The organism is Roseovarius halophilus (ex Wu et al. 2025), assembly GCF_047086965.1.
Map to the genome: position 1 here is coordinate 1 of NZ_JBKOTX010000140.1, position 16,015 is coordinate 16,015.

15 protein-coding genes are annotated in these 16,015 nt (G+C 66.1%); 9 read left to right on the forward strand and 6 right to left on the reverse strand.

Going from position 1 to position 16,015, the window contains the following annotated elements:
- Together ubiB and ubiE are read right to left on the reverse strand one after the other, a co-directional pair.
- Nucleotides 1-1,460 (reverse strand): 2-polyprenylphenol 6-hydroxylase (gene ubiB / locus ACH107_RS22580; protein WP_412507729.1); only part of this gene is annotated, 1,460 nt, incomplete at its 3' end.
- Complete coding sequence (gene ubiE / locus ACH107_RS22585) at nt 1,461-2,210, reverse strand: bifunctional demethylmenaquinone methyltransferase/2-methoxy-6-polyprenyl-1,4-benzoquinol methylase UbiE (RefSeq protein WP_412507730.1); 750 nt, start codon at nt 2,208-2,210, stop codon at nt 1,461-1,463.
- Between the two features lie 173 nt (nt 2,211-2,383).
- Here ubiE and mutM point away from each other — a divergent pair, with 173 nt between their 5' ends.
- From mutM to gyrB, 9 genes are all read left to right on the forward strand, one after another.
- The gene (gene mutM / locus ACH107_RS22590; protein ID WP_412507731.1) at nt 2,384-3,229 is read left to right on the forward strand and encodes a bifunctional DNA-formamidopyrimidine glycosylase/DNA-(apurinic or apyrimidinic site) lyase; all 846 of its coding nucleotides are present in this window, start codon (nt 2,384-2,386) and stop codon (nt 3,227-3,229) included.
- A gap of 61 nt (nt 3,230-3,290) precedes the next feature.
- The gene (locus ACH107_RS22595; RefSeq protein ID WP_412507732.1) at nt 3,291-4,067 is read left to right on the forward strand and encodes an enoyl-CoA hydratase; all 777 of its coding nucleotides are present in this window, start codon (nt 3,291-3,293) and stop codon (nt 4,065-4,067) included.
- Between the two features lie 174 nt (nt 4,068-4,241).
- On the forward strand, nt 4,242-4,505 hold the full coding sequence (gene rpsT / locus ACH107_RS22600) for a 30S ribosomal protein S20 (RefSeq protein ID WP_310691422.1): 264 nt from the start codon (nt 4,242-4,244) through the stop codon (nt 4,503-4,505).
- Nucleotides 4,506-5,051: 546 nt separating this feature from the next.
- Entirely contained in the window at nt 5,052-6,398 is a 1,347-nt protein-coding gene (gene dnaA / locus ACH107_RS22605) for a chromosomal replication initiator protein DnaA (protein ID WP_412507733.1), read from the forward strand.
- Between the two features lie 177 nt (nt 6,399-6,575).
- A complete protein-coding gene (dnaN, locus tag ACH107_RS22610) occupies nt 6,576-7,694 on the forward strand; it encodes a DNA polymerase III subunit beta (protein WP_412507734.1) in 1,119 nt (372 codons plus the stop codon).
- A gap of 67 nt (nt 7,695-7,761) precedes the next feature.
- Nucleotides 7,762-8,880: a DNA replication/repair protein RecF gene (gene recF / locus ACH107_RS22615; protein ID WP_412507735.1), complete on the forward strand. Its 1,119-nt coding sequence runs from the start codon at nt 7,762-7,764 to the stop codon at nt 8,878-8,880.
- Nucleotides 8,877-9,299 carry a VOC family protein gene (locus tag ACH107_RS22620; protein WP_310691419.1) on the forward strand — a complete coding sequence of 141 codons (423 nt, stop codon included), beginning with the start codon at nt 8,877-8,879 and terminating at the stop codon, nt 9,297-9,299. Before recF ends, ACH107_RS22620 begins: the two co-directional genes overlap by 4 nt.
- The gene (locus tag ACH107_RS22625; protein ID WP_412507736.1) at nt 9,296-9,916 is read left to right on the forward strand and encodes a LysE family translocator; all 621 of its coding nucleotides are present in this window, start codon (nt 9,296-9,298) and stop codon (nt 9,914-9,916) included. The genes ACH107_RS22620 and ACH107_RS22625 overlap by 4 nt, the downstream gene beginning before the upstream one ends.
- Nucleotides 9,917-9,997: 81 nt before the next feature.
- A complete protein-coding gene (gene gyrB / locus ACH107_RS22630) occupies nt 9,998-12,415 on the forward strand; it encodes a DNA topoisomerase (ATP-hydrolyzing) subunit B (RefSeq protein ID WP_412507737.1) in 2,418 nt (805 codons plus the stop codon).
- A gap of 80 nt (nt 12,416-12,495) precedes the next feature.
- Here the strand turns inward: gyrB and ACH107_RS22635 are convergent, their stop codons facing one another.
- Genes ACH107_RS22635 through ACH107_RS22650 form a run of 4 tightly spaced genes read right to left on the reverse strand, consistent with a single transcriptional unit; the run spans nt 12,496 to nt 15,875 of the window.
- Entirely contained in the window at nt 12,496-13,740 is a 1,245-nt protein-coding gene (locus ACH107_RS22635; protein ID WP_412507738.1) for an aminotransferase class V-fold PLP-dependent enzyme, read from the reverse strand.
- Nucleotides 13,741-13,782: 42 nt separating this feature from the next.
- Nucleotides 13,783-14,346 (reverse strand): hemerythrin domain-containing protein, encoded by a 564-nt coding sequence (locus ACH107_RS22640; protein WP_412507739.1) that lies wholly within the window; start codon nt 14,344-14,346, stop codon nt 13,783-13,785.
- A 9-nt stretch (nt 14,347-14,355) separates the two neighbouring features.
- The gene (locus ACH107_RS22645; protein WP_412507740.1) at nt 14,356-15,279 is read right to left on the reverse strand and encodes a rhodanese-related sulfurtransferase; all 924 of its coding nucleotides are present in this window, start codon (nt 15,277-15,279) and stop codon (nt 14,356-14,358) included.
- Between the two features lie 38 nt (nt 15,280-15,317).
- Complete coding sequence (locus tag ACH107_RS22650; RefSeq protein WP_412507741.1) at nt 15,318-15,875, reverse strand: flavodoxin domain-containing protein; 558 nt, start codon at nt 15,873-15,875, stop codon at nt 15,318-15,320.
- Nucleotides 15,876-16,015: the final 140 nt, after the last annotated feature.

Genomic DNA, 16,015 nt, shown 5'->3' on the forward strand with positions numbered 1-16,015 from the left:
CGCCAGTGCGAGGCGGACGGGGTCGGCGGCTCGTCGCGCGACAGGCGGATCAGGGCCTCTTCGGCCAGGGCGGGTAGGCGCGGGCCGAACCGTGCCAGCACGCGCGCCGTCTTGGCCAGGTCGCGGGCCACGGCCTTTGGCCCGATGCTCTCGGCGATATAGCGTTCCACCACCGGCTTGGCCGCATCCCAGATGTTCATCCGGTCATCCAACGTGCGGGCCACCCCTTCGACCACGACCATGGTGCGTTGCAGCAGGATCAGCTCGGTGCGGGTTTCCATGCCGAACCGTTCGGTGACCTCGAAGAGATAGGCCAGCAATTTGCCCATGGAGATCCGGCTGGCATCCATGCCGAAGATCGGCTCGCCCACCGCGCGCAGGGCGCGGGCGAATTCGTCCACGTCGCGGTCGGCCGGCACGTAGCCGGCCTCGAAATGCACCTCGGCGACCCGCTGATAGTCACGCTTGATGAACCCGTAGAGGATCTCGGCATAGACCCGGCGGGTGTATTCGTCGATATGGCCCATGATCCCGAAGTCATAGGCGATGATGTCGCCGTTGGCCGCGACCTTGAGGTTGCCGTGGTGCATGTCGGCGTGGAAATAGCCATCGCGCAGGGCGTGGCTCAGGAACAGCTGGATCACCCGTTCGCTCAGCCCGGTCATGTCGTGCCCGGCGGCGCGCAGCGCTTCGACGTCGCCGGCATTGATCCCGTCGGCCCAGGTCATGGTCATGACCCGGCGCGAGGAGTGATTCCAAAGCACCTTTGGCAGTCTAAAGCCCTCGTCATCGCGCGTGTTGTCGGCAAATTCCGAGGCCGAGGCGCTTTCCAGACGCAGGTCCAGCTCGCCCAGCACCGTGCTCTCGAAATGTTCGATCACCTCGACCGGGCGTAAACGGCGCGAGCCGGGCAGGAACTTGGCCACGACCCCGGCCGCGAAATAGAAGGTGTCGATGTCCCGGCGGAAGGCCCGCTCGATGCCGGGGCGCAGCACCTTCACGGCCACGTCGCGATTCCCGTCAACCAGCCGCGCCCGATGGACCTGCGCGATCGAGGCCGCCGCCACGGGCTCGGAAAACTCGGAAAAGACCTCGTCCGAAGAGCGGCCCAGTTCATGCGCCACAGAGGCTTTTGCCGTCTCCATGGGAAAGGGCGGCAGCTTGTCCTGCAACAGGCGCAGCTGCAACGCCAGGTCGTCGCCCACCACGTCGGCCCGGGTCGAGAGGATCTGGCCGAACTTGATGTAGGCCGGCCCCATGGCTGTCAGCGCCCGGGCGACCGGCGGCAGGCTTTCATCGCCGCGATAGCCCAGCCACTTGAAGGGCCAAGCCAGCGCACGCAGCGCGATTCCCGCGGCCCGCGGCGCCTCGACCGCCTGCAGAATGTCGACCATGGCGCCGTTGCGTTCCAGCGTCGCGCCGGTCCGGACCAGGCGAAAGATATTGTGCGGTCCGCGCATTCAGAGCTTCCAGCCCGAATGCAGGCAGGCGATGCCCATGGACAGGTTGCGGTATTTCGCGTTCTCGAACCCGGCCTGCCGGATCATGGACAGGAATGTCTCCTGGTCCGGGAAGCGGCGGATCGATTCCACCAGGTATTGATAGCTGTCCCGGTCGCCGGTGATCACCCGGCCCATGACCGGGATCGCGTTGAAGGAATAAAAATCGTAAAGGCGTTGCATCAGGTCGTTGGGGATCTGGCTGAACTCCAGGACCATGAGCCGACCGCCCGGCCGAAGCACGCGGAAAGCCTCGTTCAGGGCCTCTTGCGGGCGGGTCACGTTCCGGATGCCGAAGCTGATGGTATAGACGTCGAAACTGTTGTCCTCGAAGGGCAGGGCCATGGCGTCGCCCACGATCCAGTCGAGGCAGTCGGCCATGTCCGCCGCCTCGGCGCGCTTGCGGCCTTCCTCCAGCATGGGTGCGGTCAGGTCCAGCACCGTGGCCTGCCCCGATCCGGCCCGTTTCAGGAAACGGAAGGCGATATCGCCGGTCCCGCCGGCGACGTCCAGCAGGCACTGCCCCCGGCGTGGGGCCAGCCAGTCCATCATCGCCTCCTTCCAGAGGCGGTGGATACCGAGCGACATGGCGTCGTTCATCACGTCATACTTGCTGGCGACGCTGGAGAACACGCCGCGCACGCGGCCGGCCTTGTCCTGTTCCGGGATGGTCTCGAAGCCGAAATGGGTGGTGCGGTCGGTCTCGGTCATTGGATGCGCCTGCCCTTGGTCCGTTGGTATGCACCTATAGCTAAGTCCGACACGATACAAACCCACTTTCTGACGCAGGAATTCGGCTGGTCGGCCCGTGCGGCGGGTTTGCGCTTGCCCGGCGGCGCGCGGTGGTTACCTTTCGCCCGACCCAGACCCGACGGTGCCTTGCCATGCCAGAACTGCCCGAAGTCGAAACCGTGCGCCGCGGCCTTGTTCCCGCGATGGAAGGAGCGGTGATCGCCCGTGCAGCCGTGAACCGCCCCGATCTGCGCTGGCCCTTTCCGGCGAACATGGCCGCACGGCTGACCGGGGCCCGGGTGACGGCGCTGCGGCGGCGGTCGAAATACATCCTGGCCGATCTCGACCGGGGCGAAACCCTTCTGATCCATCTGGGCATGTCGGGCCGGATGACCGTCTCGGGCGATCCGCTGGGCGTGTTTCACCACGCCCACCCGGAGCCTGCGAAACATGATCACGTCGTGTTCGAGATGGACAACGGGGCGCGGATCACCTTCAACGACGCGCGCCGCTTCGGGGCGATGGACCTCTTCGCGCGCGGTGGCGGGCACTGGCTGCTGGACGACCTGGGGCCCGAGCCGCTGGGAAATACCTTCAACGAACCCTATCTGGTGGCCGCCCTGCGCGGGCGTAACACACCGGCCAAGGTCGCGCTGCTGGACCAGCGCATCGTGGCCGGGTTGGGCAACATCTATGTCTGCGAGGCCCTGCACCGGGCGGGAATCAACCCCCGCCGCAAGGCCGGGCGCATCGCCCCCGCCCGGGTGGGGCAATTGGTGCCGATCATCCGGGCCGTGCTCACCGAGGCGATCGCGGCGGGCGGGTCCTCCCTGCGCGATCATCGCCAAACTGATGGCGCGCTTGGCTATTTTCAGTATGTTTTCAATGCCTACGACCGCGAAGGTGCCCCCTGTGCGACGCCGGGGTGCGCCGGTCATATCCGCCGTATCGTGCAAGCGGGCCGCTCGACCTTCTATTGCCCGCGCTGTCAAAGATAGGTTGATCCCTGTCCCGCCTCTGGTAACCCTTCACAACAATGCAACCCGCAGGAGGGCAGAAATGGCCTACGAAACGATCAACGTCGAGATCAAGGATCACGTGGCGCTGATCACCTTGAACCGGCCCGAGGCGCTGAACGCGCTCAACAGCAAGCTTCTGGGCGAACTCACCGCCGCTCTGGAAGAGGCGGACGCCAGTGACAAGGTGCGTTGCATGGTCGTCATCGGGTCGGACAAGGCCTTTGCCGCCGGGGCGGACGTGACCGAGATGGCCGACAAGGGCTTCGTCGAGATGTACAAGCGCAACTTCTTCGGGGCCGAGAGCGACCGGTTCCTGCGGGTGCGCAAGCCGATCATCGCGGCCGTGTCGGGCTATGCGCTGGGCGGCGGCTGCGAGCTTGCGATGATGTGCGATTTCATCATCGCGTCGGACAGCGCGAAGTTCGGCCAGCCCGAGATCAACCTGGGCGTCATTGCCGGGATCGGCGGCACCCAGCGGCTGACCCGCTTCGTGGGCAAGTCGAAATCCATGGACATGCACCTGACCGGCCGTTTCATGGATGCCGAGGAAGCCGAGAGCTGCGGGCTGGTCTCGCGCGTCGTGCCCGCCAAGAAGCTCAAGGATGAAGCGCTCTCGGCGGCGGGCAAGATCGCCGAGAAATCCCTGCTGGCCACCATGGCCGCCAAGGACGCCGTTAACCGTGCCTACGAGACGACCCTGGCCGAGGGGCTGAGCTACGAGCGGCGTTTGTTCTTCTCGCTCTTTGCCACCGAGGACCAGTCCGAGGGCATGGCCGCCTTCACCGAAAAGCGCGAACCGCAGTTCCGCGACCGCTGAGGCGGGCGCAGGACCGGCGTAAAATCGGTTTGCACGCGCGGCGAAACGCTGTATATGCCGCGTCAGACATGCGCGTGCGGCCCGCCTTGGCCAGAATCGCCCGGTAGTGAACCCGGGGTCGGGACGTCCCGTGCATTGGCATTTTGTAACGACCCGACGAAAGAGATCAGGCACATGGCAAACAATCCCCAGTCCAAGAAGCGCGCCCGCCAGACCGAGCGCCGCTACGCTGTCAACAAGGCCCGCCGCTCGCGCATCCGCACCTACCTGCGCCGCGTCGAGGAAGCCATCGCCTCGGGCGACAAGGCAGCGGCCAGCGCTGCCCTTCAGAAGGCCCAGCCGGAATTGATGCGGGGCGTCACCAAGGGTGTCCTGCACAAGAACACCGCCGCGCGGAAGGTGTCTCGCCTGAGCCAGCGTGTGAAGGCGCTCGGTTAAGCGAGAATCGCGCGCACAATGGCCGATCGGCAACAGGCAAGGGCACCCCGCGGGGGTGCCCTTTATCTTTCGTGCGACCCCGCGCGAAAGGACTTTCCCTTGGGATTCAATAGCTGTCCGGATTCGTTCTCCTGGTCCAGCCCGTCAAGTCAAAGCTTGCAGTTGAAAAGCGCGTTCGCCGATAGCTATGGTCTTGGAGCGATTCACATCGTTCCTGGGGGAAGATGGGGGATTAGTCCGGGGTACAGCCACCGCAGTCCGGCGCGGCGGCACCGGGCAGGTCCATAGGGACGCCGGCGAAGGCGAAGATCGGTCTGACCGGCCCTCCCGTTTCCACTGTGCCGCCGGCAGCAGCGCCGTTTCGGGCCCCGCCCGTGGTGTTGCAGTTCGGCTCTGGGCTTGGGCAGAAGAGTGGCTGCCGGATCGTTGTCCGGCGGATGGGGCCTCTTTGACCTGACCGGTGCCTGACAGGGGCGTTGTGCATGCATGCCGGCCGGCAAACCGGTCGGTCGGGACAGGGCACAAGAACAAGGGCGTCGGGACAGAATGGCACAGCAGGAATGGGGCGCGGTAAAGGAAGATATCCGGAGCGCAGTCGGGGCGAGCAACTACAAGAACTGGATCGAACCGCTGGTTCTGTCATCGCTCAGCGAGGGGGTCGCGCATATCGACGTGCCCAACGCCTTCATGGGCGACTATGTCGGCAAGACCTTCGGCGATCAGATCATCTATCATCTGAACCGCAAGGGGGCCAGCGTGCAGCGGCTGGCCTTTTCAGTGGCCGAACGCGCCGCACCAGGCCCTGCGGCACCCGCCCCGCAGGACGCCAATGCCACGCCCGCCCCCGGGGCGCGGGGCGAAACCAAGCCCGATCACCGCTTCACCTTCGACACCTTCGTTGTCGGCAAACCGAACGAACTGGCCCATGCCGCGGCCCGGCGGGTGGCCGAGGGCGGCCCGGTCACCTTCAACCCGTTGTTCCTCTATGGGGGCGTCGGGCTGGGCAAGACCCACCTGATGCATGCCATCGCGCATGAACTGGCCGTTCGCCAGCCCGAGTTGAACGTTCTTTACATCTCGGCCGACCAGTTCATCTACCGGTTCATCTCGGCCCTGCGCGACCGCAAGATGATGGACTTCAAGCAGATGTTCCGCTCGGTCGATGTGCTGATGGTTGACGATATCCAGTTTCTCGCCGGCAAGGAAAGCACGCAGGAGGAATTCTTTCACACCTTCAACGCCCTGGTGGACCAGAACAAGCAGCTGATCATCTCGGCCGACCGCGCGCCGGGCGAACTCAAGGATGTCTCCGAACGCATCCGCTCGCGGCTGCAATGCGGCCTTGTGGTCGACCTGCATCCCACCGACTACGAACTGCGCCTGGGCATCCTGCATGCCAAGCAGGAAATGTATCGCGCAATCTATCCTGGCGTCGAGGTCGCCCCAGGGGTGCTGGAGTTCCTGGCCCACCGCATCTCGTCCAATGTGCGCATCCTCGAAGGCGCGCTGACGCGGCTGTTCGCCTTCGCCTCGCTCGTCGGGCGCGAGGTGACGATGGAACTGGCGCAGGACTGCCTGTCGGACATTCTGCGCGCCTCGGACCGCAAGGTCACGATCGAGGAAATCCAGCGCAAGGTCTCGGAACACTACGCCATTCGGCTGTCCGACATGCTGGGCCCACGCCGCCCGCGCAATCTGGCCCGCCCCCGGCAGATCGCCATGTGGCTGTGCAAGAACATGACCAGCCGCTCGCTGCCCGAGATCGGCCGCAAGTTCGGCAAGCGTGACCACACCACGATCATGCACGGCATCCGCAAGATCGAGGAATTGCGCCAGACCGACAGCCAGGTCGCCGACGATCTGGAGCTGCTGCAAAGGGCGCTTCAGGAATAGGCATTTCCGCCACGTGCAGGCACAAGTGGGCCGCGCCGGGTTTCGGGCGGTTGACGCTTGTGCCCTGCTTGCGGACAGTCCATCAACAGACTTGTATGACGGGGCGAAACCGCTAGGTTCGCCTTCCCGGCGCCCAGGTCCGGTTCGGACGGCGCCGCAAAGGACGGAGCGAGGGCTATGAAATTCAGCATTGAACGCGGCGTGTTGCTCAAGGCGGTGGCGCAGGCCCAATCCGTGGTGGAACGGCGCAACACCATTCCGATCCTCGCCAATGTCCTGATCGAGGCCGAGGAAAGCGATGTGTATTTCCGCGCCACCGACCTGGATGTCGAGGTGGTGGACAAGGCCCCGGCCCAGGTGGAACGCGCCGGGGCGACGACGGTCTCGGCCGTGACCCTCAACGAGATCGTGCGCAAGCTGCCCGACGGGGCGCTTGTCACCCTGATCGAGGACAGTGCCGCGGGTCGCCTGTCGATCGAGGCGGGCCGGTCGAGCTTTTCGCTCGCCACGCTGCCCAAGGAAGATTTCCCGGTCATGGCCTCCTCGGACTACACGACCAATTTCGCGGCCCCCGCGCCGGTGCTGCGGCGGTTGTTCGACAAGTCGAAATTCGCCATCTCCACAGAAGAGACGCGCTATTATCTCAACGGCGTTTACATGCACGTCGCCGAGGGCGAAGGCGGCCCGGTCCTGCGGTGCGTGGCCACCGACGGCCACCGCCTCGCCCGAATCGACGCCGACCTGCCCAAGGGCGCCGAGGGGATGCCCGGCGTCATCGTGCCCCGCAAGACGGTGGGCGAGCTGCGCAAGCTGCTGGATGACGATGACATGCAGATCGCCGTGTCGGTGTCCGAGACCAAGGTGCGCTTCGCCACCCCCGACATCACCCTGACCTCCAAGGTCATCGACGGCACCTTTCCCGACTACACGCGCGTGATCCCGCAGGGCAACACCCGCAAGATGGAGGTCGACGCCGGTGAATTCGCCAAGGCCGTGGACCGGGTCGCCACCGTCAGCTCGGAACGCTCGCGTGCCGTCAAACTGGCGCTGGACGAGGACAGGCTGATCCTGTCGGTGAATGCCCCCGACAGCGGCGCCGCCGAGGAAGAAGTCGCGGTGGCCTATGGCGACGAACTGCTGGAAATCGGCTTCAACGCCAAATACCTGCTGGAGATCGCCAGCCAGGTGGACCGCGAGAATGCCGTCTTCCTGTTCAATTCCTCGGGCGACCCGACGCTGATGCGCGAGGGCAGCGACACGACCGCCGTCTATGTCGTGATGCCGATGCGGGTGTGACGGGCGCCGGGGCTTTTCAAGCGTCTCCGGCGGGTTTGCGGCATTGGACACTCGGTCGGGCCTGATAATGCGGCTTGCGATCCAGTCCCTGAGCCTGTCCCATTTCCGCTCGCACAAGCGGGCGCGGCTGGTGCTCGACGGGCGCCCCCTGGCCGTTCACGGGCCGAACGGGGCGGGCAAGACCAATATCCTCGAAGCTGTCTCGATGCTCTCGCCGGGGCGCGGCATGCGCCGGGCCAGTGCCGAGGACCTGTCGCGCCGCCCCGAGGCGCTGGGATGGAAAGTCTCCGCGGTGCTGACCTCCCTTGGCCGCGACCACGAGATCGAAACCTTCTCCGAGAACGCCGCGCCGCGCCAGGTGCGCATCGACGGCAAATCCGCGCCCCAGACGGCGCTGGGCCGCATCGCCCGCATCCTCTGGCTGATCCCGTCGATGGACAGGCTCTGGATCGAGGCGGCAGAGGGGCGGCGGCGCTTTCTCGACCGCGCGACGCTCAGTTTCGAGCCTGCCCACGCCGAGGCCGTGCTGATCTATGAAAAGGCCATGCGCGATCGCAATCGTCTGCTCAAGGATCAGGTGGGCGACACCCATTGGTATCGGGCATTGGAAGCGCAGATGGCCGAGTCCGGCGCGGCGATCCACCGCAACCGCGCCCATGCCATCGCCCGGCTGGCCAGCGCGCAGCAGCAGGCCGAGACCGCCTTTCCCACCGCTGATCTGACGCTGACCCACCCGGATCCGGCCGTCGAGGTTCCGGACGACCCCGATGCCCTGCAGGCCGCTTTTGCCGCCAGCCGCCCCCGTGACCTGGCCGCCGGGCGGACCCTGACCGGGCCGCACCGCGCCGATCTGGAGGCGGTTTTCGCCGCCAAGGGCGTGGCGGCCCGCGATTGCTCGACCGGCGAACAAAAGGCCCTGCTGGTTTCGTTGATCCTGGCCAATGGCCGCGCCCTGGCCGCCGATTTCGGCGCCCCGCCCATCCTGCTGCTGGACGAGGTCGCCGCACATCTTGACGCGCAGCGCCGGGCCGCGCTCTATGATGAAATCTGCGCGTTGGCGGCCCAGGCCTTCCTCACCGGGACCGGGCCCGAGCTGTTCACCGACCTTGGGACCCGGGCCCAGTGGGTTTCGGTGCAGGACGACAACCAGACCAGCCAGATCGAACAACAGGACGGCCCCCAATGACGCTCCCTTGCAACCGCGTGACCTTCATCACCCTTGCCGTGGCCGACCTGGCCCGCGCCCGCGCCTATTACGAGGCGCTGGGCTGGCATCTCGAAAGTGCCAACGAGATGGTCGCCTTCTACGACATGGCCGGGTCCAAGTTCGGGCTCTTCACGCGTGACGGACTTGCGCGCGAGACCGGCCGCGACCCGGACCAATTGCGCACCGGCGCCATGACGCTGGCCCAGAACCACCCCGACCGCGCCTCGGTCGAGGCGGCCTATGACCACGCCCTCGCCTGTGGGGCGACGCCCGTGCGCGCGCCCTTCGAGACCGCCTGGGGCGGCTATTCCAGCTATGTCGCCGATCCGGACGGGCACCTTTGGGAATTCGCCTTCAACCCCTTCGATCCGCTTGACGACGCCGGGCGCATCGCGTGACGATTTCCGCACCCGAGGCGGCGCTCTATGCCGGGGCGCTTCTGATCCTGTTTCTGACGCCGGGCCCGGTCTGGCTGGGCCTGATCGCGCGGGCCATGTCCGGCGGCTTCGCGGCGGCCTGGCCCTTGACGCTGGGCGTCGTGGTGGGGGACGTTCTGTGGTCGCTGCTGGCGGTGCTTGGCATGGCCTGGGTCGTGGACCAGTTTTCCATGGCCATGCTCGCCATGAAGGGCATCGCCTGCGTCACCTTCCTGATCATGGGCACGCTGGTGCTGCGTGCGGCGGGAACCGAGATCGGCGGCGACAGCCGCCTGACCCGCCCCGGGTTCGCCGCGGGGTTCCTGGCCGGGCTGGCGGTGATCCTCGCCAACCCCAAGGCGATCCTGTTCTACATGGGCATGCTGCCGGGCTTCTTCGACCTGGGCGTTCTGACCATCGCCGATGTGGTGGCCATCGCGCTGATGTCGGCGCTGGTGCCGCTGGTGGGGAACCTGATCATGGCCGGCTTCGTGGGCCGGGCGACGCGGCTGCTGAAATCGCCGCGGGCGGTGCGCCGGATGAACATCGCCGCGGGCTGTCTTCTGATCGGCGTGGGGCTGGGCATCCCCTTCTTCTGACCCCGCGAAACGGACCGCAGTGGCGTGACATTCCCCAGCGTATCCCGTATAACATCGCAAGAATGATACAAAGGGTCCGCAATGGCCGAAGAGCAGCAGCTGCCGTCTGACTACGGCGCAGATTCCATCAAGGTTCTCAAGGGGTTGGAGGCGGTTCGCAAGCGCCCCGGCATGTACATCGGGGACACCGACGACGGCTCGGGCCTGCACCACATGGTCTACGAGGTCGTGGACAACGGCATCGACGAGGCGCTGGCCGGGCACGCCGACTATGTCCACGTCAAGATCCACGCGGATTCCAGCGTATCGGTGCGCGACAACGGCCGCGGCGTGCCGGTGGAACTGCACGAGGGCGAGGGCGTCTCGGCGGCCGAGGTCATCATGACCCAGCTGCACGCGGGCGGGAAGTTTGACAGCAATTCCTACAAGGTCTCGGGCGGTCTGCATGGCGTCGGCGTCTCGGTTGTGAACGCCCTGTCGGATTGGCTGGAGCTGACCGTCTGGCGCAACGGCAAGGTCCATCGCGCCCGCTTCGCGCATGGCGACACCACCGACCACCTGGAGGTGATCGGCGACGCCGCCGGCGAGACCGGCACCGAGGTGCGCTTCCTCGCCGCGACGGATACCTTCTCGAACCTCGAGTACAGCTTCGAGACCCTGGAAAAACGGCTGCGCGAACTGGCCTTTCTCAATTCCGGCGTGCGCATCATCCTCGAGGACGCGCGCCCGGCCGAGCCGTTGAAGTCCGAACTGTTCTACGAGGGCGGCGTGAAGGAATTCGTCAAGTATCTCGACCGGTCGAAATCCGCCATGATGCCCGAGCCGATCTACGTCCGTGGCGAGCGCGACGACATCGGCGTCGAGGTGGCGATGTGGTGGAACGACAGCTACCACGAAACGGTTCTGCCCTTCACCAACAACATTCCGCAGCGCGACGGTGGCTCTCACATGGCCGGGTTCCGCGGCGCCCTGACCCGGACCATTTCCAAATATGCCCAGGACAGCGGCATCGCGAAGAAGGAAAAGGTCAGCTTCACCGGCGACGACGCCCGCGAGGGGCTGACCTGCGTCCTGTCCGTCAAGGTGCCCGACCCCAAGTTTTCCAGCCAGACCAAGGACAAGCTGGTCTCCTCCGAGGTGCGCCCGGCGGTCGAGAACCTGGTGGGCGAGAAACTGTCCGAATGGTTCGAGGAAAACCCCAACGAGGCCAAGGTGATCGTCGGCAAGATCATCGAGGCCGCCCAGGCCCGCGAGGCGGCGCGCAAGGCCCGCGACCTGACCCGCCGCAAGACGGCGATGGACGTGAATTTCCTGGCCGGCAAGCTCAAGGACTGTTCCGAAAAGGACCCCGCCAAGACGGAACTGTTCCTGGTCGAGGGCGACAGCGCCGGCGGCTCGGCCCAGACCGGGCGCGACCGGCAATCGCAGGCCATCCTGCCCCTGCGCGGCAAGATCCTCAACGTCGAACGCGCCCGCTTCGACCGGATGCTGGGCAGTCAGGAGATCGGCAACCTGGTCATGGCGCTGGGCACCGGGATCGGGCGCGACGAATTCGATATCTCTAAGCTGCGCTACCACAAGATCATCATCATGACCGACGCGGACGTGGACGGCGCCCATATCCGAACGCTGCTGCTGACCTTCTTCTTCCGGCAGATGCCTGAGATCATCGAGGGCGGCTATCTCTACATCGCGCAGCCGCCGCTGTTCAAGGTCAGCCGCGGCAAGTCCGAGGTCTACCTCAAGGACCAGCCCGCGCTGGACGACTACCTAATCGACCAGGGCACCGAGGGCGCCATGCTGCGGCTGGGCACGGGCGAAGAGATCATCGGCGAGGATCTCAAGCGCGTGGTGGAAGAGGCGCGCCAGCTGCGCCGGGTGCTGGAGGCATTCCCCACCCATTACCCGCGCAACATTCTGGAACAGGCGGCCATCGCAGGCGCCTTCGTGCCCGGCGCGGTGGATGCGGATCTGCAGGCGGTGGCCGACAAGGTCGCCGCGCGGCTGGACAAGATCGCACTGGAATACGAACGCGGCTGGCAGGGCCGGATCACCCAGGATCACGGCATCCGCCTGGCCCGCATCCTGCGCGGCGTGGAAGAGGTGCGCACGCTCGACGGCCCCATGCTGCGGTCGGGCGAGGCCCGCAAGACCGGCAGTTTCACCAAGGCCCTGCAAGAGGTCTACGATCTTCCCGCCGAACTGCACCGCAAGGATCGCCACCAGGCGATCTATGGCCCGCTGGACCTGCTCAAGGCGATCCTCGAAGAGGGCGAGCGCGGCCTGACCCTGCAACGCTACAAGGGCCTGGGCGAGATGAACGACGACCAGCTGTGGGAAACTACGCTGGACCCGGACGCCCGGACGCTGTTGCAGGTCAAGGTCGACGACATGATCGAGGCCGACGATATCTTCACCAAGCTGATGGGCGACATGGTCGAACCGCGCCGTGATTTCATCCAGCAGAACGCGCTGAGCGTGGAAAACCTCGATTTCTGACGGGCGCTGTCTGCGCCCGTCGGATTTGTCGGGTCTCTTGGCCAGAAGGAAAGCGGGCGCCGCACGGTGCGGCGCCCCTTTCAGTCGAGAACATCCGCCATCACCGACAGGAACCGGGCGACCTCGGCCTCGGAATTGTAGTGGCACAGGCTGACCCGCACGGCGCTGTCCTGGCCCAGCGGGTCCAGGATGTTGCCGCTGTAGTGGTCGGCCTTGCGGGTATGCGTGCGGATGCCCTCGGCATTCAGGCGCTCGACGATCTCGGGGGCGGGGCGGCCCTCGGCCCAGAAACAGACCAGCCCTTCGCGGGCGGGATTGTCGATGCCGCCGATCACCTGGACGCCGGGCAGCTCCGCCAACCCCTTCAGGTTGCCGGTGCCGTGCAGCATCGCGTCGGTCAGGTGTTTTTCATGGGCCCGGATCGCACGCCCCGCGTCCTCGATCCGGCCGCGCCGGGTCTCGGCGCCGCCAACCTGCCCGCCCAGCCAGTGGAAATAGTCCACCACGTCCGAGAAGGTCGCATAGGCGCCGGTATCCCGGGTGCCCAGTTCCCAGGTGCGCGCGGGCCCGCCGTGTAGCTGTTCCGGGCCGAGGTCCGTCAGCCGCTCGCCCACCCAGGCCACGCCGTAGCCGTGGCGCGAGAAGACCTTGTAGGGTGAGATGACATAGCCATCCACGCCGGCCGCCGCCACGTCGATCCCACCATGGCTGGCATGCTGGATTCCGTCCACGATGATATGGGCCTCGGGCGCCACCTCGCGGATCGCGCGGGCGATGGCCGGCAGATCCATCCCCATGCCCGTGACGGGCGAGGTGTGCAGGATCGTGGCCACCGTCACATCCGGCGTCACCGCGGCGGCATAGGCCTCGGGCGTGACCAGACCCAGCGCATCGTCATGGGGCACCAGCCGATGCTCCAGCCCCATCACCTCGGCCCAATGCGCGGCAGCCGACCGGGACGCCGGGTGTTCCACGGTCGAGCCCAGCACGACACCCCGCGCCTGCCGCGTGACGGCGGTGCGCACCAACCGGAACAGAAGCTCGGTGCCGCTCTCGCCCAGGATCACCTGCCCGCCCGGCGCATTGAAGAAATCCGCCGCCGCGGCTCTGGCGCGCGCGATGATATCCATCAGCGCCTGCGAGGCCCCGTTGGCGCGGCCCTGGTTGTCGGGAATCGCGGCGAAGCGCGCCGAGGTCTCGACGACGCTGCCCAGGGTCAGCGCGCCGCCCGCGTTCTCGAAGAACACGCGCGGCCCCTCGAAGGGGCAGGTCTCGACATGGGCAAAGCGGGCGCGGATATCCGTCAGCAGGGTCTCGGTGATCATGGGGTCCTCCGTTTCGGGCCCACATGACCTGACGGCGCGGAATTATCCAAGCCCCTCGGTGCCGTATTTCAGGATCACGGGCACGATCAGGTCTTCCTCGTCGTCCAGATGACGGCGCAACAGGTGATCCATGCCCTGCGCGGCGGTCAGGAAATCAGCCGCGGCGGTCTTGGGATCGGCCCCCTTGGCCCCGGTGATGGCGCGATTGGCCGAGGTGACAAACCGCTCAAGATGCCCGTCCAGCGCGTGGTGGTCGGCATCCAGCAGCTCGAACCCCTTTTCGATCCGCGTGTCGCGGGTCGCCAGCACAGGGAAATAATGATGATCCTCGATCTGATGATGGCCGTGCAGCTGGTTCACGAACATGCCGCCGTAATGGCCGATCGCCTGGGCAAACCGTCCTGGGTCCGATTTCTGATCCAGCAGGGATTCGCATTCCTGCTGCAACAGGCCGCCCAGCTTGCGGAACATCATGTGCCGGTCCAGCCAGAAGGCGATCAGCCCGTTGAACTGCGGGTCGGCCTCCCAGGCCTCGCGCGGGTGCTCGCGCAGAAGCACCTGCAGGGCCTCGGGCAGGCCATCGCGGGTTTCGAGTGAGATATCCATGCCGCGCATCTAATCCGCATCGCCGCCCCGGTCAGCCCCCAGATGCTGCACACCCCGTGCGCGGGCAAGCGCGATCTGGCGCTGCCGTTCCCGAAAGCGGGCCTTGTCCGCCGCGCTGGTCTCATGGATGCACTGGTGGCAGGACACGCCGTGCTCGTAGTGCGGATGCGCCTGATCGGCGGGCAACAGCGGGCGGCGGCAGGCATGGCACAGCACATGCGGCCCTCCCCTCAGCCCGTGATCGACGCTGACCCGCCCGTCGAATACGAAACAGGACCCGTGCCAGAGGCTGTCATCTTCGGGGACCTCCTCGAGGTATTTCAGGATGCCGCCCTTGAGGTGATAGACCTCTTCAACGCCTTTGCCGATCAGGTAATTTGTCGACTTTTCGCAGCGGATGCCGCCCGTGCAGAACATGGCGATCCGCTTGTTGTGGAACCTGTCCTTGTTGTGTTCCCACCAGGCGGGGAAGTCCCGGAAAGAGGCTGTCCGGGGGTCGATGGCCCCGTCGAAGGTGCCGATGGCGACCTCGTATTCGTTGCGGGTGTCGATCACGGCGACATCGGGTGCGCTCACAAGGGCGTTCCAGTCCGCAGGGTCGACATAGCGGCCAACGGCGGCGCGCGGGTCCACGTCGGGCTGGCCCATGGTGACGATCTCGCGCTTGAGCCGGACCTTCATCCGGGCAAAGGGCTGTTCGGTGGCCGTGCTTTCCTTCCAGTCCAGATCGGCGCAACCGGGCAGCCTGCGGATATGGGCCAACACCCGTCCCACACCATCGCGGCTGCCCGCAATGGTGCCGTTTATCCCCTCGCGCGCAAGCAGCAGCGTGCCGGTGGTGCCGGTTGCATCGCACAGCGCGCGCAGCGGCTCCAGCAAGGCGACCGGGTCCGTGAAGGGTGTGAAGTGGTAGAGCGCGGCGACGGTATACATGCCCGCGCACATACGACCGCGGCCGCGTGCCTGCAAGTTCAGCGGGCGACCCAGTCGTCAACCAGCGCGTCCAGTGCGGGCCAGTCGGTATAGTCCCTGTCCGTGTCAAGGTCCGCCTCGGGGTCCTTGGTGGCGATGATCCGGCGCATGATGAAGCGCTTGAACAGGTCGTATTCCGAGGGTCGATAGGCCCCGGCGATCTGTTCGACCCGCTCCGGCGCCCAGCCCGTGACCTCGGCGAAGTCGTCTATGATCCGGTCCAGGCCGCGCCAGTCCTCGGCTTCGTGCCCGGCCGCCGCCAGCGAGACCGACAGGAACAGCACCGGGTGCCGGTCCAGCCATGCGGCGTTGCCCGAGGCGAAAACGGTCAGCGCCCTTCGGAATGGCCCGGCATGGATCGAGGCCACCAAGACCGCCCGGTCGAAGCGATCAAGCGCGAGACCCTCGGCATCTTCCAGCGACAGCAGTTCCACCATGTGCCCCGCATCGGCCAGACGATCGGCAACATGACGCGCGATCCGGCGCGATTGCCCCTCGGTGGTTGCGTATCCGACAAGCAGTTTCGTCGCGTTGGCCCCCATTTTATCCGCTGCCACGATGCGCCAGAAGACCGCGCCGTGCCTTGATGCGCATCAATTTGTAGAGCGTCAACCACCTTGTCCGCGCGCGACAACCATCATGGCCGGTTTTGAGGCCGCCGGGGTTGGCGTGTTGTTTGGTGGTTTGGGTTAGGTTT